Source organism: Terriglobus tenax (assembly GCF_025685395.1).
In the GTDB taxonomy this organism is placed as follows: domain Bacteria; phylum Acidobacteriota; class Terriglobia; order Terriglobales; family Acidobacteriaceae; genus Terriglobus; species Terriglobus tenax.
This window is the reverse complement of record NZ_JAGSYA010000004.1, coordinates 1460917-1484512: the sequence shown is the minus strand read 5'-3', so window position 1 is coordinate 1484512 and position 23596 is coordinate 1460917. Positions and strand designations below refer to the sequence as shown.

Below are 23596 nucleotides of genomic sequence, written 5' to 3'. Positions count from 1 at the left end.
GTGAAGAGCTTTTGCTCGGCACGGGCGTTTTACTTGTGCAAAGCCCAAGTGGATAGAATCCCTCAGATGACCAGAATTGCCGTTCTTCTCTCCGGACGTGGATCAAACTTTCTCGCGCTTGCCGAAGCGATTCGCAGGGGCTTGGTTCCGGGCTGCGAGATCGTCCTCGTGCTCTCCAACAAGGCGGATGCCGGGGGATTGGAGGCCGCCCGCAAGCTTGGTCTTGAGGCGCGCGCGATTCCATCGAAGGGTGTGCCGCGTGCCGAGCATGACCAGCAGATGATTGCCGCCCTGCTCGCGGCGAAGGTCGACCTGATCTGCCTGGCCGGCTATATGAGGATCATCTCGCCGGAGTTCATCTCGGCTTTCCCGAACCAGATTCTGAATATCCATCCGTCTCTGCTGCCCGCTTTTCCGGGGCTGGATGCACAGGGGCAGGCGCTGGAGTATGGCGCGAAGATTGCCGGGTGCACTGTCCACTTTGTGGATGAGCAGGTGGATCACGGCGCGATCATTCTGCAGCGGCAGGTGCCGGTGCTGGATGAGGACACGCATGACACGCTGGCCGCACGCATCCTGGTTGAGGAGCATCAGGCTTATGCTGAGGCATTGCGCCGTGTTCTGTCCGGCGAGTACCGCCTGGTGGGCCGGCGTTACATCAAGGTCTAACGGACGGCGCGCATCGGCGCAAAGCCGAAGAGCAGGCCGAGCGCGAACAAGAGCAGAACGAAGACAACCATGACGCGATTACTGCCATGTTCCGGTGCATCTTTGGTAAAGAAGATGCGCCACCCAAGGCCGAGCGCGACCAGGTAATATCCACCCTGGCCCAGCAGAACGCCCAGCAGGATTGCCGTGAGCAGAAGCAGCACGCGATGCACCTTGTTCAAGGCGTCGGCTGCGCGGGCTCCATCCAGAAACCACACGGGGATCAGGTTCAGCAGGTTGAGCCAGGCTCCGGCGTGCGCCACGGCCGCCCATGCCGGTTGTCCCGTCGCCAGGTACAGCCCGAAGAAGCCGGCGGAGCAGAGCATGCCCGCGATGGGGCCGGCGAGTGCGACCTGCGCGCTTTCAAACAGCGTGGCTACACGCAGAGATCCGTCCGGCTCTACATGCGTCATCTGCCAGCGGACATACGCTCCGAAGCCCGGAAGAAAGACCGGAAGCTCCGCCTTCATGCCAAGACGCCTGACAGCGATATAGTGGCCCATCTCGTGTACCAGGATGGAGAAGGCAAAGCCCAGGCCGAACCAGAAGCCATACAGTGCCCAGTACAGGCCGAAGAAGGCAGCGAAGCTGAGCAGGAACTTTAGCTTGAAGAGAGCCAGAAGAAGCCCCTTGGCCTTGATGAGCACGACGGCGACCGGCGCCAGTGGACCAAGCCACTTTCTCCACCTGGGCGAGAGCTGCGGCTCCTGTTTCTGTGGAATGGCGGGTGCATCCGTTGCGTGCAGGACGGCATCAAGCTGCTGCACGTGGTTGCGTGTCCATTCGGCCTGGCGCGATGCGTGTGGCAGCTTCGAAAGCGCGGCGAGCCATAGGTCCCGGGCGTCTGCCCAGAGTTTCACCTCTTCCAGGTGCTGCGCGCGTGCGGCGAGCGTCTCCAGCCACTCGCTATAGATCAGGGTCTGGCATTGCGGGCAGGATAAAACATCCTCGGCAACGATGGTTCCGCAGTGAGGGCATGTGCTTCTGGGTTGAGGTGTTTCTGTCACGTCAGATGGTTGTTTCCGTCAGCGGATATGGTCCGTCGATCCATGGAGCTTTGTACGCTGTCATGCTCCACGCCATCCGCATTCCTATAAACAGGATAAATAGTCCCAGGGCTCCGTGGACGGGGTCTGCCAGCTCCAGGAAGGGTGATGCCAGGCCGATCAACAGCAGGTAGCCGACGAACTGAAGCAATCCATGCGGCTTGAAGGAATCGGATTTCTCCGCCTCTTCCGGTGTTGCCTGAATATTTGAACCATCGTTGGCGGGACGCGTCTGCGCGGCAGCGGGCTGGTGGTTGCGGAAGGACCAGATGGCGATGGGAATGGCGGAGAGCGAGACGGCGATGTAGGTCAGCAGCACGGCTGCAACCTGATACTTCCGGCCTCCGCGTCCCTTGGCGCCGGTCTGCATAGCCTTGCCCACCAGCCAGCCCACGGCCAGCGAGACATAACCGATGCTTAGGCCGGTCAGGATGCCGACCAGAGAGTAGAGAAGAAGCCCCACAACCGCTCCGCCAATGCCATAGAGCAGCGCCTGCGAAAAGATGCTGAGTCCGTCGCGTGGCTCCTGGGCGGCTACAGCTTCTGCACATGCGCGGCAGGCCATGCCGCCGTTTACGCGAAAGTACTCGGTGGTGAGTGCAGTGTTGCATCCGCCGCATGTCTCCATGCGGGCGCCAGGCTGGCCGAAGTCAGCGGTTTTAAAACCAGGAACGGAGCTCTGCAAAGCGCCCCCTGAAGATGAAAATGCCCGATATGTTGGCAGCATACCGGGCATCAGGGTTCAGGGACAAGCGCTATGCCTGGCGGTCGCGCGCCTCGCTCAAAGTGGCTTTCACTTCCACCTTGCGACGGCCACGGAAGATGGTGACCGAGACCGTGTCGCCTGCCTTGTGCGAGTTCATCACGTCGGAGATGTCCTGCTGGCTGGTGATCTCCTGGCCATCAATGGCGACGATCAGGTCGCCGCCGATCATGACGGGCGTGTTGCCCATATACGCGCGCTGGCTGCCGCCCTTCAGGCCGGCCTTTTCCGCTGCTCCGCCGGGAAGTACACGCTCTACCAGGACGCCGTAGTCGGCTGCGAGGCCAAGCTGGTCGGCGATGTCCGGGCCGATGGGCAGCGTGACCACATCGAGCGCCGGACGGCGGACATGGCCGTAGCGGGCGATGTCATCCACAAAGGCACGGGCCGTGTTGATGGGGATCGCGAAGCCGATGCCCGCGGACTGGTCGCTGCCGTTGGAGGCGATCATGGTGTTGATGCCGATGACCTCGCCACGGGAGTTCAACAGCGGTCCACCGGAGTTGCCGGGGTTGATTGCCGCGTCGGTCTGGATGGCGTTGTCGATGGCCGAGCCTGTCGGACCGCGTACAGAGCGCAGCGCCGAGACGATGCCGCGGGTCATGGTGCCGTTCAGGCCGAACGGATTGCCGATGGCGTAGACCTTCTGGCCGACGACGATGTTCTTCGAGTCGGCCAGGGTAACAGGCACCAGGTTTGGTGCGTTGATCTGCAGCAGGGCCAGGTCGTGGCTCTTGTCGATCTGGACGACCTGGGCCTTGTACTTGTGCTTGTCGTTCAGGGTAACTTCAATGCGCTGGCCATCCTGGATGACATGGTTGTTGGTCAGGATGTGGCCCTCTTTGTCGATGACAAAGCCGGTGCCCATGCCCTGCTGGGGAACCGGGCCGTAGAAGAAGTCAAACTGCACGGTGGTGGAGGTAACGTTGACCACGCTTGGCAGAACGCGCTTGTAGACGTTGATATTGTTCTGCTCTTCGGCGTCGAACTCCGGCGCGGCGCTGGCCACAGTCATGTGGAAGGCGCCCAGGGGGCCTTTCATAGCCGTGGTGGAGTCGCCCGGAACCATTTTCTGGATCCAGTTGCCGATCTTGCCGGACGGCGTCATGTGCGTTGTCAAAAAATAGAAACCGCCCACAAGTAGAACCACGAGCAGTACGCGACGCATCTTCATATGCTTCCTCTTACGTTCCCTTCACCTTTAAGGTTCAGGCAGTAGGACGATTCTAGCGATTTTTAGGTTAGCTTCGCCTTTACAGCGGGCATGTAGGCTGAAAATCTAAAAGCCGATACAGAACCAAAGTTCATTCCCCCTTTAGGAGCTTTGCTCAGATGATGAAGCGATGGATGTTCGTTCTGGTGGCAGTCGTGTGTCTGAACAGCGTGCATGCGCAGGATGCCGAGGCAAAAAAGAAGTTTGGAATGGCCAACGCCGCCGTAGGTGCGGCAATTGCGGCGAAAGATACCGTGGCCCTTGCGAAGGTCTGGTCTCCAAAACTGATCGTCAATAGCCCTAATAACACCGTTCTGACGCGTGATCAGATCTTTGAAGCGCTTAAGGCCGGAAAGCTTGATTACGAGGGTGGATACAAATTTGCGCTCGAGAAGATCGAGTTCTTTGGGGATATCGCGGTCACCATGGGCGAAGACACGTATACGCCGAACTTCGGTCCGGAAAAAGGCAAGCTGCTTCACCGTCGTGCAACCAACATCTGGCAGTACGCCAATGGTTCATGGCTGATGATCGCGCGCCAGGCGACGATCTATGACCCCGAGGTGAAGCACTACTGAGGGGTGGCCGCTTTCTGCAGCTCAGCCCAGAGCTGAACGACCTGGCGGCGCAGATCCTCCAGAGTTCCGTCGTTGCGGATCATGAAGTGGGAACGCTGCATCTTCTCAAAGTCTGACAGTTGTGCGGCGATGCGGCGGCGGGCGTCTTCCACCGTGGAGCCGGGTTGGCGGGCGAGGAAGCGCTGGATGCGCAGTTCCTCCGGCGCATAGACCAGAACGATGCGGTCAAAGCGGTTGCGCGGGTCGCCATGCTTGCTTTCAAACAGCAGGGCGCTTTCCACCACGCAGACGGCATTGGGTTCTTTGGCCGCAATCTCTGCCATCCACGCGGCCTGAGCGGCGATGGTGGCTGGGTGGACGATGGTATTTAGCTCCTCCACACGACCGTCGGCGAAGGCGATCTTCGACAGCTTGGCGCGGTCCAGTGTGCCGTCCGCAGCCAGGATATCGCTGCCAAAGTGCGCCACGATCTGGTCAAAAACGGCCTGACCCGGCTGCATCAGCTGGCGGCCCACTTCATCTGCCTGGACGACATGTGCGCCCAGGTCGCGCAGCATGGCGGCCACGGTCGATTTTCCGCTTCCGAGGCCGCCGGTCAAGCCGACACGCAACATGTTTACAGGCCCCGGCGCTGCTTCGCCGCGCGCACGGTATTCTGCATCAGCATGGCAATGGTTAGTGCGCCGACACCGCCCGGGACGGGCGTATAGGCTCCGCTGATCTCGAAGGCGCGCGGGTCGACATCGCCCACCACGGTGTAGCCGCGCTTGGCAAAGCCCTCGGCGCGGGCCGTGTTGCCGGGAAAGAACTTCTCCAGCTCCGCCTGGTCATTCACGCGGTTAATGCCCACGTCGATGATGGTGGCTCCGGGCTTGACCATCTCCGTAGTGATAAATCCGGCGCGGCCGATGGCGGCTACCAGGATGTCAGCATTGCGCGTGACACTGGGCAGGTCGGTGGTCTTGGAGTGGCAGACGGTGACGGTGGCGCTCTCATTCAGCAGCATCATGGCGGCGGGCTTGCCTACAATATCACTGCGGCCAACCACAACGGCATTGGCGCCGGCGATGGCGATGCCGCTGCGCTTCAGAATTTCGATGATGCCCGCGGGTGTGCAGGGCGCCAGCGCCGGTTGGCCGGTCTGCAGGCGTCCGGCATTGACCGGGTGGAAGCCGTCGACGTCTTTGTCCGGTGCGATGGCTTCAAGCAGGCGCTTGGTGTCCACCTGCTTGGGTAGCGGGAGCTGGATGAGGATGCCATCCACATCTTCGCGCGCATTCAGATCGGCGACCAGGGAGAGCATCTCGTCGGTTGTGATGGTCTCCGGCGGCGTGATCATTTCGCTGCCGATACCGAGTTCGCCGCAGGTCTTGACCTTGCTGCGAACGTAGATCTCAGAGGCGGCGACGTGCCCCACGAGCACGACCACGAGTTTGGGGGTGATGCCGCTGGCGGCCAGTGTTTTGACCTGGGTAGCTACTTCATTCTTGATCTCGCCGGCAATGGCGACTCCATCTAACAGCTTTGCCACGGTATTTTTGATCTCCATAACAATCGTACCGGGAACTTGGGTTGCCTGTTGTGCGTAAGAAAAATGGCACGAAAGGGTTATGGCAGATGTTGCAACTCATCGGCCGCTGGAGCGTCTAATTTTGCAAGTGGTGGAAAACGTGAAAGGGGCGGAGAGACAGATGGCACAGATCATTGAGAAGTTCTCAGAGCAGGACCTTGCGGGCCTGCGGAACGATTTGATGCAGTCGGGACTGGATAGCTGGCAGGCAGGAGAGCTGATTTCCAGCTTTCTGATGGGCCGTGGCTATGGTGTGTCGAATCATGCGGCACGGAACGCCGCGACCCGAATTGAGTCTGCCGCCTGCTCGCTGGAGACCATGCAGAGTGAGCTGGAACGTGTCGCGCTGGTGATGTAACCCAGAAAGTTTGTTGTCGAGAAGCAGAAAAGCCCGCCGAATCTGGCGGGCTTTTCTGCTGTCCGGTAAAAAAAATCCTATTCGTATTTCAGTGTGGCAACGGGGTCCAGTTCGGCCGCGCGGCGTGCCGGCAGGGTACCGAAGATGACGCCGACAATGACCGAAGTAAGCAGAGCGATGACCGCCGACCAGCCGGAGACAGGAATCTTGAACGGCGTAAGGAAGGTGACGCTGAGCGGAACCGCCAGGCCGATCAAGGTGCCGATGACGCCGCCGCACAACGAAAGAAAGATGCTCTCGGTGAGGAACTGCATCAGGATTTCGTGTCGTGTCGCTCCCAGGGCCTTGCGGATGCCGATTTCCCGGATGCGCGCCTGCACGTTGGCCAGCATGGAGTTCATGATGCCCACGCCGCTGACGATGAGCGTAATGGCGGCGGCCAGTGTCAGGACGATGGTCAGCATAGTGGCGATCTGCGCCATGACCTTCAGTACCTGTGTCAGTGTAAAAGCAGTGTAGACACTGGTGGCGCGATGGCGGGACTTGATGATTTCAAGAATGCGCTTCGCCGCCGGTTCCACCTGCGCGCTGGTGCCGACAGTGAAGAAAATCTGCTTCACCGTATCGGTGCCGGTAAAGTAGCGAGCCACCGAATAGGGAATCAGGATGGTCTGATCGCTGATTTCGGACTGGCCGAAGGTCTCAACGCTCTCCTTAAAGACCCCGACGACGAGGAAGGGGATACCGCTTACGGTCAGCGTGTTGCCCACAGCGCCTTCCGCGCCTCCAAAAAGCGCGCGCGCCAGCGGTTCCACGATTACCGCCACCTTGGCGTGTGCCATGGCATCCTGGTCATCAAAGAACCGGCCACGGAGGACCTTCAGGTTGCGGACCTGCTTGTACTGCGGCGAAACGCCCAGCAGCATGGCGTCCTTGGTCAGGCCGCTGCCCATGCTGATGCGGTCATGAAACTCCAGCATGGGGGAGGACGCGATGATGCCCTGCACGGAGGCATTGACCGCATCCATATCGGCGTTGGTCATATAGTCCGGCGTGGAGGTATTGTCCGGGCCGGCGACGCTGCCGCCATTGAACTGCATCTCGATCATGTTGGGACCGATCGAGGAGATCAGGCTCAGGGCGTAGTCCTTACCCGTCAGGCCGAGTGTGACGACCAGGATGATGGAGGCTGAGCCGATGACCATGCCGAGCATGGTGAGCAAAAAACGGGTCTTGCTGGCTTTGAAGCTATCAATGGCCAGCCGCAGCGTCTCAGAGAACATCAGGCTGGTCTTGGCAGACTTCAGCGTGTTCTCAAAACTTCCCGCGCGTTGCGCCGCGGGCGCCGGAGTTGGTGCTACGGTAGCCATCTTCATCTTATTAGAGCACTTCCGCTCCAAAAAGGAGCACAGAAAGCGGACGAAAATCGCACTCAGGAGCTACGGGTTGGTATGCTAAACGACAGCACTCCTTATCTGATGCGGAGGGATGTGTGAGTGGTTGAAACAGGCGGTCTTGAAAACCGCTTTAGCCGAAAGGTTAACGGGGGTTCGAATCCCTCTCCCTCCGCCAACTATCCCGGCTTGGCCCGCTGGTAGGATTCCTCGCGCAGACCATACAATCTCATGCATGCGATCATCGGCTCCACGACTTGCGGATATTGCCAAGGCCGCAGGCGTCTCTATCGCTGCCGTCTCCATTGCGCTGAATAAGAAGGGGTCGTCCCGTGTAAGTGCGCAGCTGCGGGAGCGCATTATCCAGATTGCCCGGGATATGGGCTATTCCCCGAATGAACTGGCAAGGGCCTTGGCGGAAAAGCGGACCCGGCTGCTGGGGCTGGCCGTGCCGATGCGGGATCCCATCTTCTTCAACCAGTTCATTGCGCAGGCGTTGTCCGGTATTCAGAGCTCCCTGATGCGCCGGGGCTATAACCTGCTGATCTTCTCTCCGACGGGCCGGCCAGGACGCGAGACGCGGGACCAGATGCTGGAGAGTCGCTTTACCGATGGCATCATCTTCATCAATACCCGTTCGTGTACCGCGCAGGATGTGAATGACACCATCGACGAACTGCAGCGCGCCCAGGTGAAGTTTTCGATGATCAACTCCTACTACGGCAAGGCTCCCATCAACTATGTGGGCGTTGACGATGCGGCCATCGGCCAGGCAGCGGCCGAGTATCTGGCGGAGCGAGGGCACCGGCAGGTTGCCTTCCTTAGCGGATCGTCCACGCTGCCCGGTCACCAGCGCCTTGTGGCCGGACTTCGCAAGGGTCTGGCTGCGTATGGGCTGGAGCTGGCAAAGGACAGGATCGGCTGCACCGGCTATGACCGGGAGCAGGGCACCAGGATTCTCGATAGCTGGTTTTCCAACAAGCGAAAGCGCCCCACCGCGATCTTTACGGCGGACGATCAACTGCTTCTCGACTTCTACGATTACGCCGAAATGCGCGGCATTTCTGTCCCTGGCGATATCGCCGTATTGCATCGCGGGAACTCGGGCTCGAGCGATCACATGAGGCCGCGGCCGACGACCTTCACGATTCCGACCTTCCGGATGGGCGAGCTGGCGGCGGATCTGCTGATTGATTCCATTGAGAATGCCGGTGTGCACCCGCAGCGGGTTTTCCTGCCCTACGAACTGGTGCCGGGCAGCACGGCTTGAGCCGGGCTGCTAAATTGCGCTGTGACAGAAAGATAACTTGACAATCGAAGATCAAAGAAATTAAACGATTAACCTCTCATCCTTGGAGGTTTTTCGTGAAGCGTATTGTCCTGCTGGTTTTTACGGTGTTTCTGTTCTGCCGCATCTCGCGTGCAATTACGACGGTTGATTTGAACGGCGCCGGATGGAAGTTTCGCACCACGATGGAAGAGCAGTGGAAACCGGTAACAGTTCCGCACTGCTGGCTGGTGGACGAGGGGCACGAGAAGTACATCGGCCATGCGATGTACCAGCGCGATTTCGAGATGCAGGCCCTCCCTGCTGGTAAGGTCGCGCGCCTGCATTTTGATGCGGTCTACGACGTGGCTCAGGTCTGGGTGAATGGCAAACTGGCCGGAACGCACGAGGGAGGCTACAACGCTTTTGAATTCGACATTACCCGCCTGCTGCGCACGGGCTCGAATGACATTGTGGTGGATGTCGACAATACGCCTACGTTCACGTCGATCCCAGCCCTGGCTACGGGGCATCCCTCCACCGAAAAGTATGCCGAAGGGGTGGGCAAGGCCACCATCGTCGGTTGGCTGCCGTATGGTGGCATCGTACGGCCGGTTCAGATCCTCATTAGCGATCCGGTATCGTTCCGCAATGTGAAGATCGATGCGGAACCCGACCTGAAAACGGGTGTCGCGTCGATTACGGTGAAGGCTATTCTGCACAACGCATCCGGCCGTGGAGTGTCCGCCACCGTCAGCGGCGAAGTTGCAGGCGTGAAAGCCGCGTTTCGCGCGCTGCAGGTGCCTGCGAATGGAGATGCGAGTGTCACCTGGAAGGGAAGCTTGAAGGACGCGCATCTGTGGAGCGTCCGCGATCCATTTCTGTATGACGCGCAACTGCAGGTTGCGGATAACACCTTTAAGAGCCACGTAGGCGTGCGGAAGATCCAGGTCGAAGGCACACGGCTTCTGCTGAACGGCAGAGAGGTTCACCTGAGCGGAGCCAATCGCGTTTCGGAGGATATGAAGGAAGGTCTTCGTGAGTCCGATGCGATTGTGGAACGCGACCTGAGTGACATGCTGGCGGACAACATGCGCATGATGCGCATTGCTCACTATCCGCAGGCCCAGGCTGTTCTGGATTTCGCAGACCGCCATGGGATGCTTCTTATCCCCGAGGCGGGTAACTGGAACTTCAGCGCGTGGCAGATGGCCGACCCTGGCATTCGCGCTCGTTGGAAGACGCAGATGCAGGAGATGATGGAGCAGGACTGGAACCATCCTTCAGTGATTGCCTGGAGTGTCGGCAACGAGTATGAGTCCTACACGCAGGAAGGGCGGGACTGGACGCGCGATATGCGTGCTTTCACGCTGGGGCTGGACTCAACAAGGCTGATCACCTTCGCATCGCGCTATACCTCCGATGCGGCGGTGAAGACCGGTGCCGACGAAGCCAGCCAGTACTGCGACTTTGTCTCCATCAACGTGTACGGCGATTACGCCCGAAGGTTTGATCGCGCTCACGAGCTGTATCCTGACAAGCCGATCTTCGTGACGGAGTTCGGCAAGATGGGCGAGTCGGCGTTGCATGACCCGCAACGCGTCGCCGACATTACCGAAGCGATGACGGCCCTGAAGCAACGGCCGTACATGATCGGTGCTTCTTTGTGGACCTGGAATGACTACCGTTCCTTCATCCGTGGAACTCCTGCGGATGGCATCCGTCGCTGGGGCGTAGTCAACACCGAGCGGCAGCGTCGCGATAGCTGGAAGGCCGTGCAGGAGCTATTCAAGACCGAACTGCCTTAGTTCGCACTCCCGGCCGCAAGCGCCTGCTCGGATGGGGGCGCTTGCGGATCACCCTCCGGCTTCGCGCGGAAGGCTGTCCACAACAGGACGATGGCGATGGGATGCATGATTCCCATGGCGAAGAAGACCGGACGATAGCCGCCATGCGTCAGGCAATAGGCGATGAGTTCACTGGACAGCATGCCGCCGAAGGCACTGCCTGCGGCGATCAGGCCAGCGGCCCTGCCAAGCTGCTGTGGCGAGAAGACCTCAAGCAGCGTAGAGGTGAGATTGGTAAGCCAGGACATATGCGCCATGGCAACCACGGAGGCAAACAGCATGGTCATGCCGATGCCCGGGCTCAGATACGCCAGCGGGCTGACGAGTACGGCCACGGCGGAGATCATCATGGTGCGCCGGAAAGCCAGGCCAGGATCGATTCCGCGACGAATGAACACGCCGGAGAGAGAGCCGCCGGCGATGGTGCCGAGGCCGCCCGCAAGATAGACTACCCAGCCATAATGCGCCATCTGTGACGAAGAGAGATGCCGATCACTGAGCAGGTACTTCGGAAACCAGAAGAGATAGAAGTACCAGACAGGATCGGTAATGCCACGGGCGATGAGAAGCTGCCACATCTGTGGCCGCGCAAGTACATTTTTGAAAAGGTTCGATGCTGGTGACTGTGTGCTTTCTGTCTTTGGGACATCCCGATATAACCAGAGCCACAGCGGAACCCAGAGGAGTCCGACGGCGCCATCAATCAGAAAGATGCTGCGCCAGGGAAGATGCGTGGTGATGAGAAGGATGGCAGGGATAGCGACAATCGCGCCGACGGTTGCGCCCGCTGTGTAGATACCGACCGCAAGGCTGCGTCGGCTCTTATCCAGGCTTTCGCCAACGGCCTTTGGCGCCGCCACCCACAAGCCGGGCTCTCCCATGCCGAGGCAGAATCGCGCGATGCCCAGCAGCACAATGGAGGACGCGAATGCCGTTGCTGCTTCTGCTGCTGACCAGAAGGCGACGAACAGGGCCATGGAACGGCGAGTTCCCAGCGCATCGCAGACGAACCCCGAAAGCGCATATGCAAAGGCCGACGCCAATAAGAACAGGCTGACCACATGGCCGTAACCGGTATCGGAAAGATGCAGTTCCGCCTGCATCCGCGGCGCTACGACGGACAGGCTTTGCCGGTCAAAGTAGTTCAGTACCGCAACCAGGAAGAGCAGGGCGACGATCATCCACGGATTGGTGCGCTTTGTCATGGCCGCTCCTTAAAAGCACGAAATGTTATAAATCGCGGGCGGAGCTTCACCCCACTCAAGAATCTCAAGGCGGATTCCGGATGTTTGTACAGCGGAGGGAAGGGACAGTTGCCACAGTGTTTGGTGGTGCCCGCTGACCTCCGCCAGTGTTTCACCCTCAAGGGTGGAAACACGAAATGCCTGAACGCAACCGGGCATCGTGCGTTCCGGATGAGTCATCAGGACGGATTCCATAGGGTGGTCAAAGTCCGTATCGAAGGTGATGGCAAGCCTGCGGAGCGGAACGACTTGATCCCAGCTGAGGGTAAGAGCTGGTGTGACGTCCTCCGGTGATGGGGCCCATGCATTGGTCGCGCACCACGGCCGGCTGAATCCGTTGGTTACATTCGCTGCGGTGTACAACTCCAGCGGTTGATGAAAGCGTACCGCCAGGTTGCGTGCGAAGGGACGGCGCTCCGGCAACCAGAACGCGAAGGTGTCAACGCCGGAACCTTCCGGCGGTGTCTGTACAAGACTTTTTGCAACAGCGGCATTCATCTTTTGCGAGACGGTAAGCACGCCCGGCATCTGAGCCTTGCTCAGGTGCAGACGGACTCCGGGCTGTGCCGGAACCATCACAAAATAATGCGCTGCAGCGGGCAGTTCGGCACGGAAGTCGACAGGAATTTCAACGAAGCCACCGGCACTGACCGGAAGATCAAGTGCGGCCACCTGCACATCGGGGGTCGTATTGCCTGCATGCTGCGAGGTCCAGAGTTCGATGTGCAATGTCATCGGATGCTCGACCCTGGCGAAGAGAGAAAGAGCCGGGGACACGCCCTTTGCAAAGGGGACCAGGAGCGCATAGGAACGTTCCTCCGCCAACTCATTACTCGATGTAAGTTCTTGCAGCGTGAGCGTGGTGGACGAAGATACAGTCGCAGTGCGCGAGAGGTCGTTCTCCGTTTGAAACGGAACTCCTGGAATATGCTGTCCAAGTGCAAGCAGAGACTGTTGCAGGCGATGCATGTATGGCGCCTGCAGCAGATCGCGCGGGCGTAGCCCTTCACGTGTACAAAGCACCGCGGCCATGCCAACGGCCTGACCATTCGTGGCGCAGGTTGCCATCACGCGCGTCGAACCAAAGGCAATGTGTGTGGCGCTGATCAGGCGCCCGGTGAGCAGCAGGTTCGGTATATTGCGGCTGTACATGGTGCGGAAGGGAATCTGGTAGACGCCCTTGGAGTGGTACTGTGTGCATCCGGGTTTGGGGCTGTACACCCCATCGGCCGGATGCAGATCAATGGCCCAGCCACCGAAGGAGACTGCATCAGAGAATGTGCTCTGCCGCACTACGTCGTTCTGCGTCAGCATGACATCGCCGATGAAGCGACGGCTCTCCCGTTTGCCGGGGATCGTTCCCATCCACTCCAGCGTAAGATTTTCCGCGTCAGGGAACTCGCCGGAGTTCTTGATGTAATTCCAGATGCCGTAGGCGACGGTCCACAGTTCCCACTTGATCTCTTCCGTCTGTCCCACGGTATCCAGGCTTCCGCCATACTCCAGCCACCACAGTCGGCAACCGCTGTCAGAGACGCGAATGTCGCGGTAACGCGGAATCTTTGTAATGTCAGCCAGTGCGAAGGCAGGAGGGACATACTTCACCGGTCTGCCCGTATCGCGGCTGTAGAAGTACAGGGAGTGACCCAGAAGCGTGGATTCCTCCTTCTCAGGAGCCATGCCTTCCTCAAACTCGGAGCGAGCCTCGGCTCCCATTCGGAACTCTGCGCCGGCCAGGAATCCGAGGATGCCGTCTCCGGATGCATCCACGAAGAGAGGCGCCTCCAGGGTGTATAGCGTCTGATTCTGGCTGTTGTAGCCGCGCACACGTGTGATCGCATCTTCGTGCACGTCAAGCTCGTGGATCGCCGTATTGAGCAGTAGCGTGATCTTCGGCTCGCGATGAACGGCCTCCAGCAGAATGGAGTCAAACACGATGGGGTTTCCCTCGGGGTTGCGCCACATGTTCTCCACCAGCAGTTCGTCGATGACACCGCCTTCACGCGCCCAGCGGTTGTTGTTGCCCATGTGCGAGGTCGCCCCCAAGACCCATAAACGTACCTCGCTGGAGGCATTGCCGCCCAGAACGGGCCGGTCCTGCACCAGGATGACATGGATACCGCTGCGCGCTGCCGTAACCGCACAGCAAACACCGGAGAGCCCACCGCCGACGACAACCAGGTCGCCTCGCATTTCCAAGTGATTCAGACTTCTCACGCTTCACCCTATCTTCAGGAAATCATTCGTACCGCAAAAAACACTATAGGTTAATCGTTTAAATTGTCTAGCGATTCCTGCGATAACGGGCAAGCGCTTTCTCCACAACCGGCGCCAGCAGGGCATACCCGGCATCGTTCGGATGAACGCCATCGACTGTCAGATCGGCGCGCATAAGGCCGTTCTGGTCGGCAAGCGGATGGTTGAAGCGAAGGAGGTCCCAGTGCTTTTCCCGGCACATCGCAGCCAGCAGATGATTCAGTTGCCGGATGCGTTCGACCGTCCTCAATCCGGTCAACGGACGCACGCAATCGCAGACCGGAGTCATTTCGGCAACGTAGACCTGGATGCCATGCGACTGGGCTAACTCCCCCATGCTCAGCAGGTTGTCGCGAATAGCTTCAGGGGAAAAGCCAAGTCGCATGTCGTTTCCTGCGCCTTCCAGGACAATGGCTTTAGGCTGCAGATTGAGCGCATCCTGCCGCTCCCGCAGCAGCATCTGCTGGGTGGTTTGCCCCCCAATGCCGCGGTTGATCCAGCCGGAATAAGGGAACCATGTACCGTTGTGCGATCCCCAGTAGTCCGTGATGGAATCCCCTAGAAAGACCACCTGAACCGGGCCAGTGACGTGTGTATTCGCTTCCTGATAGCGGCGCAGCTGTGCGAAGTCTGACGAGGCCGCATTGGCGGGGTCAGCGTTTTGGGAAAAGCAGGGAATGCTGGCAAGGCTGAGCAGCAGGAAAATCCAGCGCACGGGACAACTCCTCTCGAAAAGAACAAAGTGAATCTTGCCTGAAGATTAAACGGTTGACAAGATTTCCATGACGAACTTAGGATTCTCGCGTTCTGACGAAAGCTCTCCCCCAGGGATTCGCCGAATACAGAAGGTTAAACGCTTGATGTCGAGGCCAAACGACTATGCTTGAACACATCGGAATTATCCCGCGAAGCCGGAATGCCATCATGAAGCTTTCCAGCATCGCAATCCTGCTGATGGCGCTGCTTGCGCTGGCGCCGTTTTCCCGGGCACAGCAGGATGTCGGAACCATTGGGGGAACCGTCACTGATCCAACGGGCAGTGTGCTGCCAAATGCCGCTGTCGCCATCTCCAATGACGCGACCGGACTGAAGTACGACACGAAAAGCAATGACAGTGGTTTCTACCAGTCGCAGCCTCTGCCGCCGGGAAAGTACACGGTCACCGTCACCTTTGAGGGATTCTCCTCTTACTCCACGCGGAACGTTGTTGTAGACGCCGCCGCGCACGTTACCGCAAATGCGCAACTCCAGGTGGGCACGGTGGATAGCAACATCGTCGTTGAGGCCACCCCGCCCGCGCTGAATATCGTGGATGCGCAGATCAGCAATACGATTGATACGCGCGCGGTTCAGGAGCTTCCGGTCAACGGCCGCAGCGTGCTTGCATTGGCTACTCTCAGTCCTGGAGTGGTCTCTGCTGCAGGCGCGACGAACCAGGGCTTCACGAATCGTGGAACGCAGGCCTCCGCTATTCGTATCTCCGGCGGTGTGCCTGGCGGCAATAATAACCTGCTGGACGGTGTGAGCAACCTGCAGAACTACCTTGGCGAAGTGGCCATCAACATCAAGGCAGACTCCGTACAGGAATTCCGCATCATGACGGGCGTGATTCCGGCGCAGTTTGGATATACATCAGGCGGTGTCATCAACGTCGTCACGCGTTCGGGCGCCAACCAGCTGCATGGTTCGGCATATGAGTTCTTCCGCAATGATTATCTTGACGCAACCCTGGCGATGCCGAAGACGACAAAACCGGAGCTTCGGTTCAATAACTACGGTGGTACCCTGGGCGGCCCCATTATCCGCGATAAGGCATTCTTCTTCGGCAACTTTGAAGAGTATCGCTATGTCACCGGATCAGCGACCTATTACACCGTGCCTACGGTGCAGCAACGGGGCGGTAATTTCAGTGATCTTAGCCGCGTTGTGAATGGTGTCTGCACGGCGTATAACATCTACGATCCTGCGACAGGAAGCGCGACGACTCAGCGACAGGCCTTTGCGAATAATCAGATCCCGGTTTCGCGGCAGGATAAGGTTTCGCTCGCAGCTATGAATCTGTTTATCCCAGCACCGAATAACACGATCGGTTCCTACGACAGCTGCACACACGCGAACAACTATCTGGCAAACCCCAAGCTGGTTTCCACTGAGCGAACGATCCTTGGGCGCGTGGACTACCGCATTGGCGCGAAGGACAACATCATTGCGCGCTACGCGTACTACCGCAATTTTACGAACAACGGAACCCTGGGATTTGGTCCGCTCTACTACCGGAATGACACGCTGACGAACTGGACAGCGATGCTGGGGGAGACGCACATCTTTTCATCGACTCTGTTGAACGACTTTCGTATCTCAGGATTGCGTTCCGATTTCCCCTTCCAGGCGGCAACGACGAACCAGAACTACGCACAGAAGATTGGACTACCCGGCGTAGGTGGAGACGTAGCCCCCATTCTGAATATTTCAGGTATTCCTGCGTTGAATGGCACGGTCGGTTTCCGTGCATCCACCACGTATGAGGTGCTGGACGATGTCACCAAAACACTGGGTGCGCATACGATGCACATTGGCTTTGATGGCCGTTGGGTTGAAGGCTTCAATCTGCAGTCGGGCAATGCGGCTGGTGCATACTCTTTCAGCTCAAACAGTACAGCCGAGGGATCCGATAGCGCGTTGGTGACCACCAATGGCAACGTCGGCAATGCCCTGGCCAGTTTCCTGGTGGGCTCGGTGTCGTCTGCCAACATCCAGCTGGCTCGTGGCATTGCATTCCGCCAGTTGCAGGTTGCCGGCTACGTGCAGGATGATTGGCACGCGAACCGCCGTCTTACGGTGAATGCGGGCCTGCGCTGGGATTACCAGCAGCAGCCACATGAAAAGAAAAACGGCATGGGCAACTTCGACATCACGCAGACGAACCCGGTGACCGGATATCTCGGCGCAGTTCGTTTTGCAGGACTGAACGGAGAGGGAAGAAACTTCGTCCGTGAAAATTGGAATGACTGGGGTCCGCGTCTCGGGTTCGCGCTTGTCCTGACCAATGACAACAAGACGGTGCTGCGCGGTGGATATGCCATGTACTATCCCACGACTGCGCAGGCATCGTATGACGAAGCTGCGGGAAGCACAAACGGCTTTGGACGTATCACCACCAGCTATAGCTCCGCGACAACCTATGGACAGGCCTTCCAGTTCTCAAGCGGAGTTCCTTCTCCCGGTTTGCAGCCGCTGGGTTCTTCGCTGGGGCAACTGTCTTTCCGCGGCCAGAGCGGTTACTACATTCTGCCGCGTACACGCACCCCGCAAAGCATGCAGTACACGCTCACCTTCTCTCGCGAGCTACCGTTCAAAACGGTCTTGGATGTCTCGTACCTGGGGAACCATGGCCGTTACTTCAACCTTGGTGCGCTCAATGTCAACACGCTCGACCCCAGCTATGCTTCTCAGGGCGCTACCTACCTGAATACGCTGGTGACGAATCCTTATGCTGGCAAGGTTCCGGAGAATGCAACGCTCAACGCCGCCACTATCTCCCGTGCAAACCTGCTCAGGCCGTACCCATACATGGCAAGCGTGATTCAGAGCTATCCTCGCTCAGCGCACTTCGATGGCAACTTTATGTATGTAGCCTTGCAGCGCCGCGCGACCCAGGGACTGCAGTTTCAGGGGGCGTATACCTATGGCAAGCTGATGAGCCTGCCGGTCTATACCGATGTTGCCACAACGGCCGGTATCACGCAGACTGGCACAGGGATTCAGAACTGGCGCAATCTTGATGCTGACTATAGCGTCGATGCGATTGATGTTACCCATCGCGGCGTTGTAGCCATGCTTTACGATCTGCCGTTCGGCAAGAATCACCGCCTCCTGAACCAGGGGGGATGGATGGACCGGCTGGTAGGTGGTCTGCAGTTCAACACGACCATGACGCTGGAATCCGGCCGACCGTTGGGCTTTAGTGGAGCGAATAATCAGGCAGCGACCCGGCCAGACCTGAATGAATCGTTGCTCCGGCAAAATCCAACGGGGTACACCTTGAACAAGTTTCGCCGTTTCAACTACCTTGCTTTCACCAACCCCGCGGCCTACACCTATGGGAATGCTCCACGGTTTTATTCCAAGCTGCGTGGTCCGGGTGTTATCAACTTCGATATGTCAGTCTTCAAGACAACGCATATCACCGAACGGACTTCGTTGGAGCTTCGTCTTGAAGCCTATAACGCCTTCAACCACACCAACCTGGGATCGCCCAATACCTCTTACTCAGGAACCAGCACCAACACGAACAACAACATGGGCCTGATTACAACGTCAATGGCTGCCCGGACACTGCAACTGGGTGCAAAGCTCCACTTCTAAACAGATCGCCCCAGTTCCGCGGAACTGGGGCAGTTATGACATTGCTGCTTCCTTGAAGGGATACCTATGCGACGGATCAACTGTCTTTTTTTCTGCTCAGTGTTTGCGCTGGCTTCATCGCTGCATGCGGAGACTCGCCTGGTGCACAGTGGCGTGACCTTTCAGATTGATGAGATTTCTGGTCGATACGGCTTTTCGAGAGAAGGCAAACCTGTGGTAACGCCCGATGCCACATCGGGTGTGCTGCTGGCGGGCGACCCGGTTCACTTTCGGAAGGTTCGCAGCAGCACTGACTCGGTATGGCTCGAAGGGAGCACCACTGCGGGAAAGCATGTGGCGGTCAAGGTAACGCTCTCCGAGCATCTGGCTGATCTTGAAGCAAGTGTCGCGGAACCTGGAACGGAGTTGCGTTTCCAGACCGGCGGCGCAGCACCGGCCTACGGACTGGCGGACCATGCCGTCTACCAGGCGAAGTATGAGCATGCCGGTGGCCAGTCCTTCAATACCGATGTGACGGGGTTTTCCGATGATGCGTACTTGTCCGGGCAGGGAATCTCCCGGCTTGTCAGCAACTTCGTCATCTATCCAAAGCAGCAGTTTGCCGAGTTGCTGATCGATCCCACAACCAAGATCGTGCACACCTCCGCCAGCCAGATTGTGCAGGGGGTGAAGCATGCACCGGCTAAAGTTCATCTGTACTACTTCTTTGGCGCCCCCCACGCGATCTATGCGCAGTACCTGCGTGTGCGCCGCGAAGCTGGCTTTAAGGTGGAGATGCCCAAGTATCAGGCGTTCGGTGTTGGCTGGGAGGCCTTCGGTGCGCTCGGCTGGGACACCAATACGCATACGGTCAGCGACAGCGTCGACCGTTACCTGCAGGAGGGCTATCCCCTCAAGTGGATGGTCATCGGCTCAGGATTCTGGCCGGCCGAGCCGGAGACGATGCATGAGACGACGAGTTTCGGCTACTGGGATAAGGCAAAGTATCCTGATCCGAAGGCGTTGATCCAGCACTTCCGCGATAAGGGACTGGCTGTCATGCTGGGGTTGCGGATTACCTTCATCGTGGGTGGGCCGTACTCCGATGAAGGTGTGAAGCACGGATACTTTCTGCAAGAGAACGGACAGGCCAAGGTCTACAAAGGTGGATGGCCCAGGCAGCCGTTCTATCTGCTGGATGCACATAATCCAGCAGCTCTGAACTGGTATATGGATCTCGTCAAGAAGTGGCAGGACTACGGCATCAACGGCTGGAAAGAAGACTTCTATGGTTATGCCGGTTATGACCTGCATGACGATAAGGTCGATCCAACGAATGATCGTCTTTTTGCGCAGAAGCAACTGATCATCGAGCGGAACGGATATCTCTCTTCCAACGGCGACCTGCACCGTATCAACGACTTCAACTTCAACCAGGATCAGGATCGTGGCCCTGTGAATGCGCTTGCGCTGGCTTACAGCGGCTTTCCCTTTGTATACCCCGACATCGTTGGCGGAACCTTTGGAGAAAACCACTTCCGCACCGCCCGCACGCCGAAAATGGAAACGTACATGATGAGGAATGCGCGCTGGGCCTCGCTGCACGCATCCATGGGTATGGGTGAGCCACCCTGGAGCTTCCGGAAAGAAGTCTCTGATGTCATGCTGGCCTCCACGCAGCTTCACGCTCGCATCGCCCCATACCTCTATAGCAATGCACGCAAGGCGAATGACGACGGCTTTCCCTGGACGATGACCCCGTTGCCGATTGCCTTCCCGGGCGATGCGAATGCCTACGGTCGTGAAAACTCCTCTGCGCGCGGATACGAGTGGATGATCGGGGACGCCATGCTGGCTGTGCCGCTTTACGGAGACGACTACGCGACGGCCATAACGCGCGATATCTACCTGCCCGAAGGCCGTTGGATGGACTATGACACGGGCAAGGTTTACGAGGGGAGGCAAACCTTGAAAGGCTTTGCCATGCCATCGACGAAAACGCCTCTGTTTATCGGAGGTTCCGGCGTTACGTTGGAGGAAATCGACGGTCAGGTTCGTGTGTGTGTCTATCCCATCGGCAACGCGTCCACGGTGCAAGTGACCTTGCCGGAGAGCGACAAGCCGATCACGATCAAGGTTCCAGCTATTCAGAGCCTAGCGAACATAAAGGTGGCTTCTTCTACGGGTGCCAACATTGCAGCGCGCACGGATGGTCATGCCCTCACCTTTGTACCGCAACCAGGAGCCACCTACGTTTTATCCGGGGGCAGGTAGTGGGGCGCTGGAAATCGTCTGCATGGATCGCTGTTTGTCTGTTCTGCACATCGGCGTTCGCGGAAGACTCGTTCGCACTGCACGATGGTGACCGCATTGTCTTCTATGGCGACAGCATTACCGCACAGCAGCTTTATACCGTCTACGCAGAGACTGCCATTCGCGCTCTGCACCCTGAGTGGAAGCTGCGATTCTTCAACGCAGGCGTCGGTGGAGATAAAGTCAGTGGTGGTGTCGGTGGAGCAATCGATGAACGGCTGACGAGAGATGTCTTTTCTCGCCAGCCTACTGTCATCACGGTCATGCTGGGCATGAATGATCGAGGTAGCGATGAAGCTGCGCTTCAGACATATCTCAAGGGCTATCGTCACATTCTCGAACGCTTCCATGCAGAAGCTCCTAAGGCTCGCGTCCTGCTGATTGGTCCATCGCCGCTGGATGATACGACACGTGTCCATGACAACGGCAATGCGCCCCTGGTGCGATACTCGGCTGCCGTGCAACAGCTGGCGAAAGAATTCGGAGCGCAGTTTGCAGACTTCAATGCGCCTGTGATCGCCGCACTGCAGCAGGCAGAGCAGCAAAATGCGGTGGCTGCGGTCAGCCTTATTCCGGATCGAGTCCACCCGCAGGGAGCGATCCATCTGCTTATGGCGCAGGTGCTGCTTCATGCCTGGCACTACCCGCAGAACATTGCGGAGGTTGAGTTGGATGGACGTAAGCCCGCGGTGATCCATGCGGATGGCTCGCACCCTGAGCATCTTCGAAGTGAAGCCGATGGCTCGCTGTCATGGTCGGAACTGGACGCTCCGGATACCATACCGCTTGGCAAAGAGGACGGGAATGTAATTTTGTGGCGCATGTTTGCACCGCAGCCTTCTCTCGGACGCCGCATGCTGCGCGTGCATCTGCCCGAGACTTCGCGACAGTACCAGCTGGAAATTGATGGGAAACCGTTGGGGCGCCCGGTAACAGCATCGGAGTTACAGCACGGTATCGATATCGCCGATGCCGATACGCCCATGCGCACCGCTTCGCGGGCTGTGTACTATGCCGCGGCCGATAGCCAGGTGAACCAGGTGGTCCGCAACCGTCTTCTGGGCCCACGAGCGTCAGGTACCCAGGCGGAGGCCTTGCTGCCCGAAGCCGCACGTTTTTTTGATGCCAGTGTGGAAGCATCGCAGGTACGCGCGGACAAGGCTGCTACACGGATAGAGCACACCTTTCGTTTGCTTCCTTTAGCGCAATAAGGAAGGCCGCCGCGTGAGCGCGACGGCCTTTGAGATGGGGCGGGCTACTTCTTCGACTCAAGTACGAGCACGGTTGCGATCGGGTCCAACGGTGCTGATGGAAGGGTGACATCCAGAGTCTGTCCCTTTTGCGTGAACTTCAGCGCTTTGTGGCTCGGATCGCCGAGCAGGTAAGCTTTGCCAATTGTGCGCGGAAGCTTTTCCAGATGGAAGCTTCCCTTAGGCCATGCAAACAGGTGAATGTAGATACGGTTTGCCTTGGTTGTGGATCTCCACTCCCACGTTGGAACGAACTTAGGCTTGGCGTTGCCGCTGGCCGGTGCGAACGCGCCCGCCTCGGGGCCAAACAGTGTGGCTTGCGCTCCGTAAATAGATTCGCCATTTGTGGAGAGCCACTTGCCCATGGCCTGCAGCCGTTCGATCTCAGGGGCCGGGATTTTTCCGTTCGCGTCCGGCCCAACATTGAGCAGGTAATTGCCCCCTTTGCTTGCAATGTCGATCAGGTTGCGGAGCAACGTTTCGCTCGATTTGAAGTTCGTGTCGAACGATTTATAGCCCCAGGTGTCGTTGATCGTCATGCACGACTCCCAGTCGCGACCTGGGAAACCCTGTGGCGGAATGTACTGTTCCGGAGTCTCAGTATCGCCTTTGTAGCCACCGCCCAGACGGTTGTTCCAGATCAGCTTCGGATACTGATTCATCACGCTCACAAACTCGGCCGCCCGTTCCGGCGTCATCTTGTCTGTCGGCGTGTCGTACCAAAGAATGTCTGGCACGCCGCCGTAGTTCGTCAGCAGCTCCTTCACCTGGGGAAGAGCCTTCGTCTTCAGATATTCGTCAAAGCTGCCGTCCTGCTGCTTATCCCAGTGGCCGGTCTCTTTGTTGTGCCCGGCGCGGGGTATAGCTGTGCCCCCTGGAGCCGTCCAGTCCTGTGCCTGTGAATAGTAAAAGCCCAGCCTCAAGCCGGCCTTGTGGCATTCCTCCGCAAGCTCTCGCAGGGGGTCGCGTTTGAACGGCGTTGCCGCAACAATATTGAATGGATCGACCTTGGAATCGAACATGGCAAATCCGTCGTGATGCTTTGCCGTAATCACGATGTACTTCATGCCAGCCGACTTTGCGATTGCAACGATGTCATGCGCCGAAAATCCGGTTGGATTGAAGTTGTTCGCAAACTGCTTGTAATCCGTTACGGGGATCGACAGATCGTTCATGATCCATTCGCCGATGTGGGATGTTCGCTCTCCATGCCACTCTCCCGCAGGAACGGCATACAGGCCCCAATGAATGAACATGCCAAACCTGGCCTCGCGCCACCATGCCATCCGCGCATCGCGCTGTGCGGCGGTCTCCTTATCCTGGATCGAGGCCACAGGGTGAGGCTTGTTGGACGACTCAATCTTGCCGCCCTGAAGCTGTGCAAATGCGGGGAGCGTTGAAAGAGTGAATGCGCCGATCACCAGGCGCCGAACTGAAGAATGCAT

At 58.3% G+C, this 23596-nt stretch carries 18 protein-coding genes and 1 tRNA gene; 9 read left to right on the top strand and 10 right to left on the bottom strand.

The annotated features are described in order from the left end of the window. Positions 1 to 66 precede the first annotated feature (66 nt). Complete coding sequence (purN, locus tag OHL13_RS11600; protein ID WP_263410286.1) at positions 67 to 669, top strand: phosphoribosylglycinamide formyltransferase; 603 nt, start codon at positions 67 to 69, stop codon at positions 667 to 669. On the opposite strand, the gene OHL13_RS11595 is transcribed toward purN, so the two are convergent. The 3 genes from OHL13_RS11595 to OHL13_RS11585 form a co-directional block, all read right to left on the bottom strand. Continuing rightward, on the bottom strand, positions 666 to 1715 hold the full coding sequence (locus OHL13_RS11595) for a site-2 protease family protein (protein WP_263410285.1): 1050 nt from the start codon (positions 1713 to 1715) through the stop codon (positions 666 to 668). The two genes, purN and OHL13_RS11595, sit on opposite strands and share 4 nt — an antisense overlap. A gap of 1 nt (position 1716) precedes the next feature. Then, positions 1717 to 2382, bottom strand: a complete 666-nt coding sequence (locus OHL13_RS11590; RefSeq protein ID WP_263410284.1) for a hypothetical protein — start codon at positions 2380 to 2382, stop codon at positions 1717 to 1719. A 127-nt stretch (positions 2383 to 2509) separates the two neighbouring features. Continuing rightward, a complete protein-coding gene (locus OHL13_RS11585; protein ID WP_263410283.1) occupies positions 2510 to 3691 on the bottom strand; it encodes a S1C family serine protease in 1182 nt (393 codons plus the stop codon). A 158-nt stretch (positions 3692 to 3849) separates the two neighbouring features. Here OHL13_RS11585 and OHL13_RS11580 point away from each other — a divergent pair, with 158 nt between their 5' ends. Continuing rightward, positions 3850 to 4308, top strand: a complete 459-nt coding sequence (locus tag OHL13_RS11580; protein ID WP_263410282.1) for a nuclear transport factor 2 family protein — start codon at positions 3850 to 3852, stop codon at positions 4306 to 4308. Here OHL13_RS11580 and coaE read toward each other — a convergent pair. Continuing rightward, positions 4302 to 4922 carry a dephospho-CoA kinase gene (gene coaE, locus OHL13_RS11575; protein ID WP_263410281.1) on the bottom strand — a complete coding sequence of 207 codons (621 nt, stop codon included), beginning with the start codon at positions 4920 to 4922 and terminating at the stop codon, positions 4302 to 4304. The two genes, OHL13_RS11580 and coaE, sit on opposite strands and share 7 nt — an antisense overlap. Positions 4923 to 4924: 2 nt before the next feature. Beyond that, the gene (locus tag OHL13_RS11570; protein WP_263410280.1) at positions 4925 to 5857 is read right to left on the bottom strand and encodes a bifunctional 5,10-methylenetetrahydrofolate dehydrogenase/5,10-methenyltetrahydrofolate cyclohydrolase; all 933 of its coding nucleotides are present in this window, start codon (positions 5855 to 5857) and stop codon (positions 4925 to 4927) included. Positions 5858 to 5999: 142 nt separating this feature from the next. On the opposite strand from OHL13_RS11570, the gene OHL13_RS11565 reads away from it, so the two are divergent. Next, positions 6000 to 6236 (top strand): hypothetical protein, encoded by a 237-nt coding sequence (locus tag OHL13_RS11565; RefSeq protein ID WP_263410279.1) that lies wholly within the window; start codon positions 6000 to 6002, stop codon positions 6234 to 6236. Positions 6237 to 6313: 77 nt separating this feature from the next. Here the strand turns inward: OHL13_RS11565 and OHL13_RS11560 are convergent, their stop codons facing one another. Continuing rightward, the gene (locus tag OHL13_RS11560; protein WP_263410278.1) at positions 6314 to 7606 is read right to left on the bottom strand and encodes an ABC transporter permease; all 1293 of its coding nucleotides are present in this window, start codon (positions 7604 to 7606) and stop codon (positions 6314 to 6316) included. Between the two features lie 112 nt (positions 7607 to 7718). On the opposite strand from OHL13_RS11560, the gene OHL13_RS11555 reads away from it, so the two are divergent. The 3 genes from OHL13_RS11555 to OHL13_RS11545 all read left to right on the top strand — a co-directional run bounded on the left by OHL13_RS11555 (position 7719) and on the right by OHL13_RS11545 (position 10705). Then, positions 7719 to 7808, top strand: a tRNA-Ser gene (locus OHL13_RS11555). A gap of 57 nt (positions 7809 to 7865) precedes the next feature. Continuing rightward, entirely contained in the window at positions 7866 to 8900 is a 1035-nt protein-coding gene (locus OHL13_RS11550) for a LacI family DNA-binding transcriptional regulator (RefSeq protein WP_263410277.1), read from the top strand. Positions 8901 to 8995: 95 nt separating this feature from the next. Then, entirely contained in the window at positions 8996 to 10705 is a 1710-nt protein-coding gene (locus OHL13_RS11545; RefSeq protein ID WP_263410276.1) for a glycoside hydrolase family 2 protein, read from the top strand. Here OHL13_RS11545 and OHL13_RS11540 read toward each other — a convergent pair. The 3 genes from OHL13_RS11540 to OHL13_RS11530 all read right to left on the bottom strand — a co-directional run bounded on the left by OHL13_RS11540 (position 10702) and on the right by OHL13_RS11530 (position 14959). Next, positions 10702 to 11949 carry an MFS transporter gene (locus tag OHL13_RS11540; protein WP_263410275.1) on the bottom strand — a complete coding sequence of 416 codons (1248 nt, stop codon included), beginning with the start codon at positions 11947 to 11949 and terminating at the stop codon, positions 10702 to 10704. The two genes, OHL13_RS11545 and OHL13_RS11540, sit on opposite strands and share 4 nt — an antisense overlap. A gap of 9 nt (positions 11950 to 11958) precedes the next feature. Next, on the bottom strand, positions 11959 to 14181 hold the full coding sequence (locus OHL13_RS11535) for an FAD-dependent oxidoreductase (RefSeq protein ID WP_263410274.1): 2223 nt from the start codon (positions 14179 to 14181) through the stop codon (positions 11959 to 11961). A 91-nt stretch (positions 14182 to 14272) separates the two neighbouring features. Next, positions 14273 to 14959 carry a GDSL-type esterase/lipase family protein gene (locus OHL13_RS11530; RefSeq protein ID WP_263410273.1) on the bottom strand — a complete coding sequence of 229 codons (687 nt, stop codon included), beginning with the start codon at positions 14957 to 14959 and terminating at the stop codon, positions 14273 to 14275. Positions 14960 to 15168: 209 nt separating this feature from the next. Here OHL13_RS11530 and OHL13_RS11525 point away from each other — a divergent pair, with 209 nt between their 5' ends. The 3 genes from OHL13_RS11525 to OHL13_RS11515 all read left to right on the top strand — a co-directional run bounded on the left by OHL13_RS11525 (position 15169) and on the right by OHL13_RS11515 (position 22112). Then, positions 15169 to 18609, top strand: a complete 3441-nt coding sequence (locus tag OHL13_RS11525; RefSeq protein WP_263410272.1) for a TonB-dependent receptor — start codon at positions 15169 to 15171, stop codon at positions 18607 to 18609. A 213-nt stretch (positions 18610 to 18822) separates the two neighbouring features. Continuing rightward, entirely contained in the window at positions 18823 to 20862 is a 2040-nt protein-coding gene (locus OHL13_RS11520; protein ID WP_263410271.1) for a glycoside hydrolase family 31 protein, read from the top strand. Then, positions 20862 to 22112, top strand: coding sequence for an SGNH/GDSL hydrolase family protein (locus OHL13_RS11515; protein WP_263410270.1), 1251 nt, complete (start codon positions 20862 to 20864; stop codon positions 22110 to 22112). The genes OHL13_RS11520 and OHL13_RS11515 overlap by 1 nt, the downstream gene beginning before the upstream one ends. A 44-nt stretch (positions 22113 to 22156) precedes the next feature. Here the strand turns inward: OHL13_RS11515 and OHL13_RS11510 are convergent, their stop codons facing one another. Beyond that, positions 22157 to 23596: an alpha-L-fucosidase gene (locus OHL13_RS11510; RefSeq protein ID WP_263410269.1), complete on the bottom strand. Its 1440-nt coding sequence runs from the start codon at positions 23594 to 23596 to the stop codon at positions 22157 to 22159.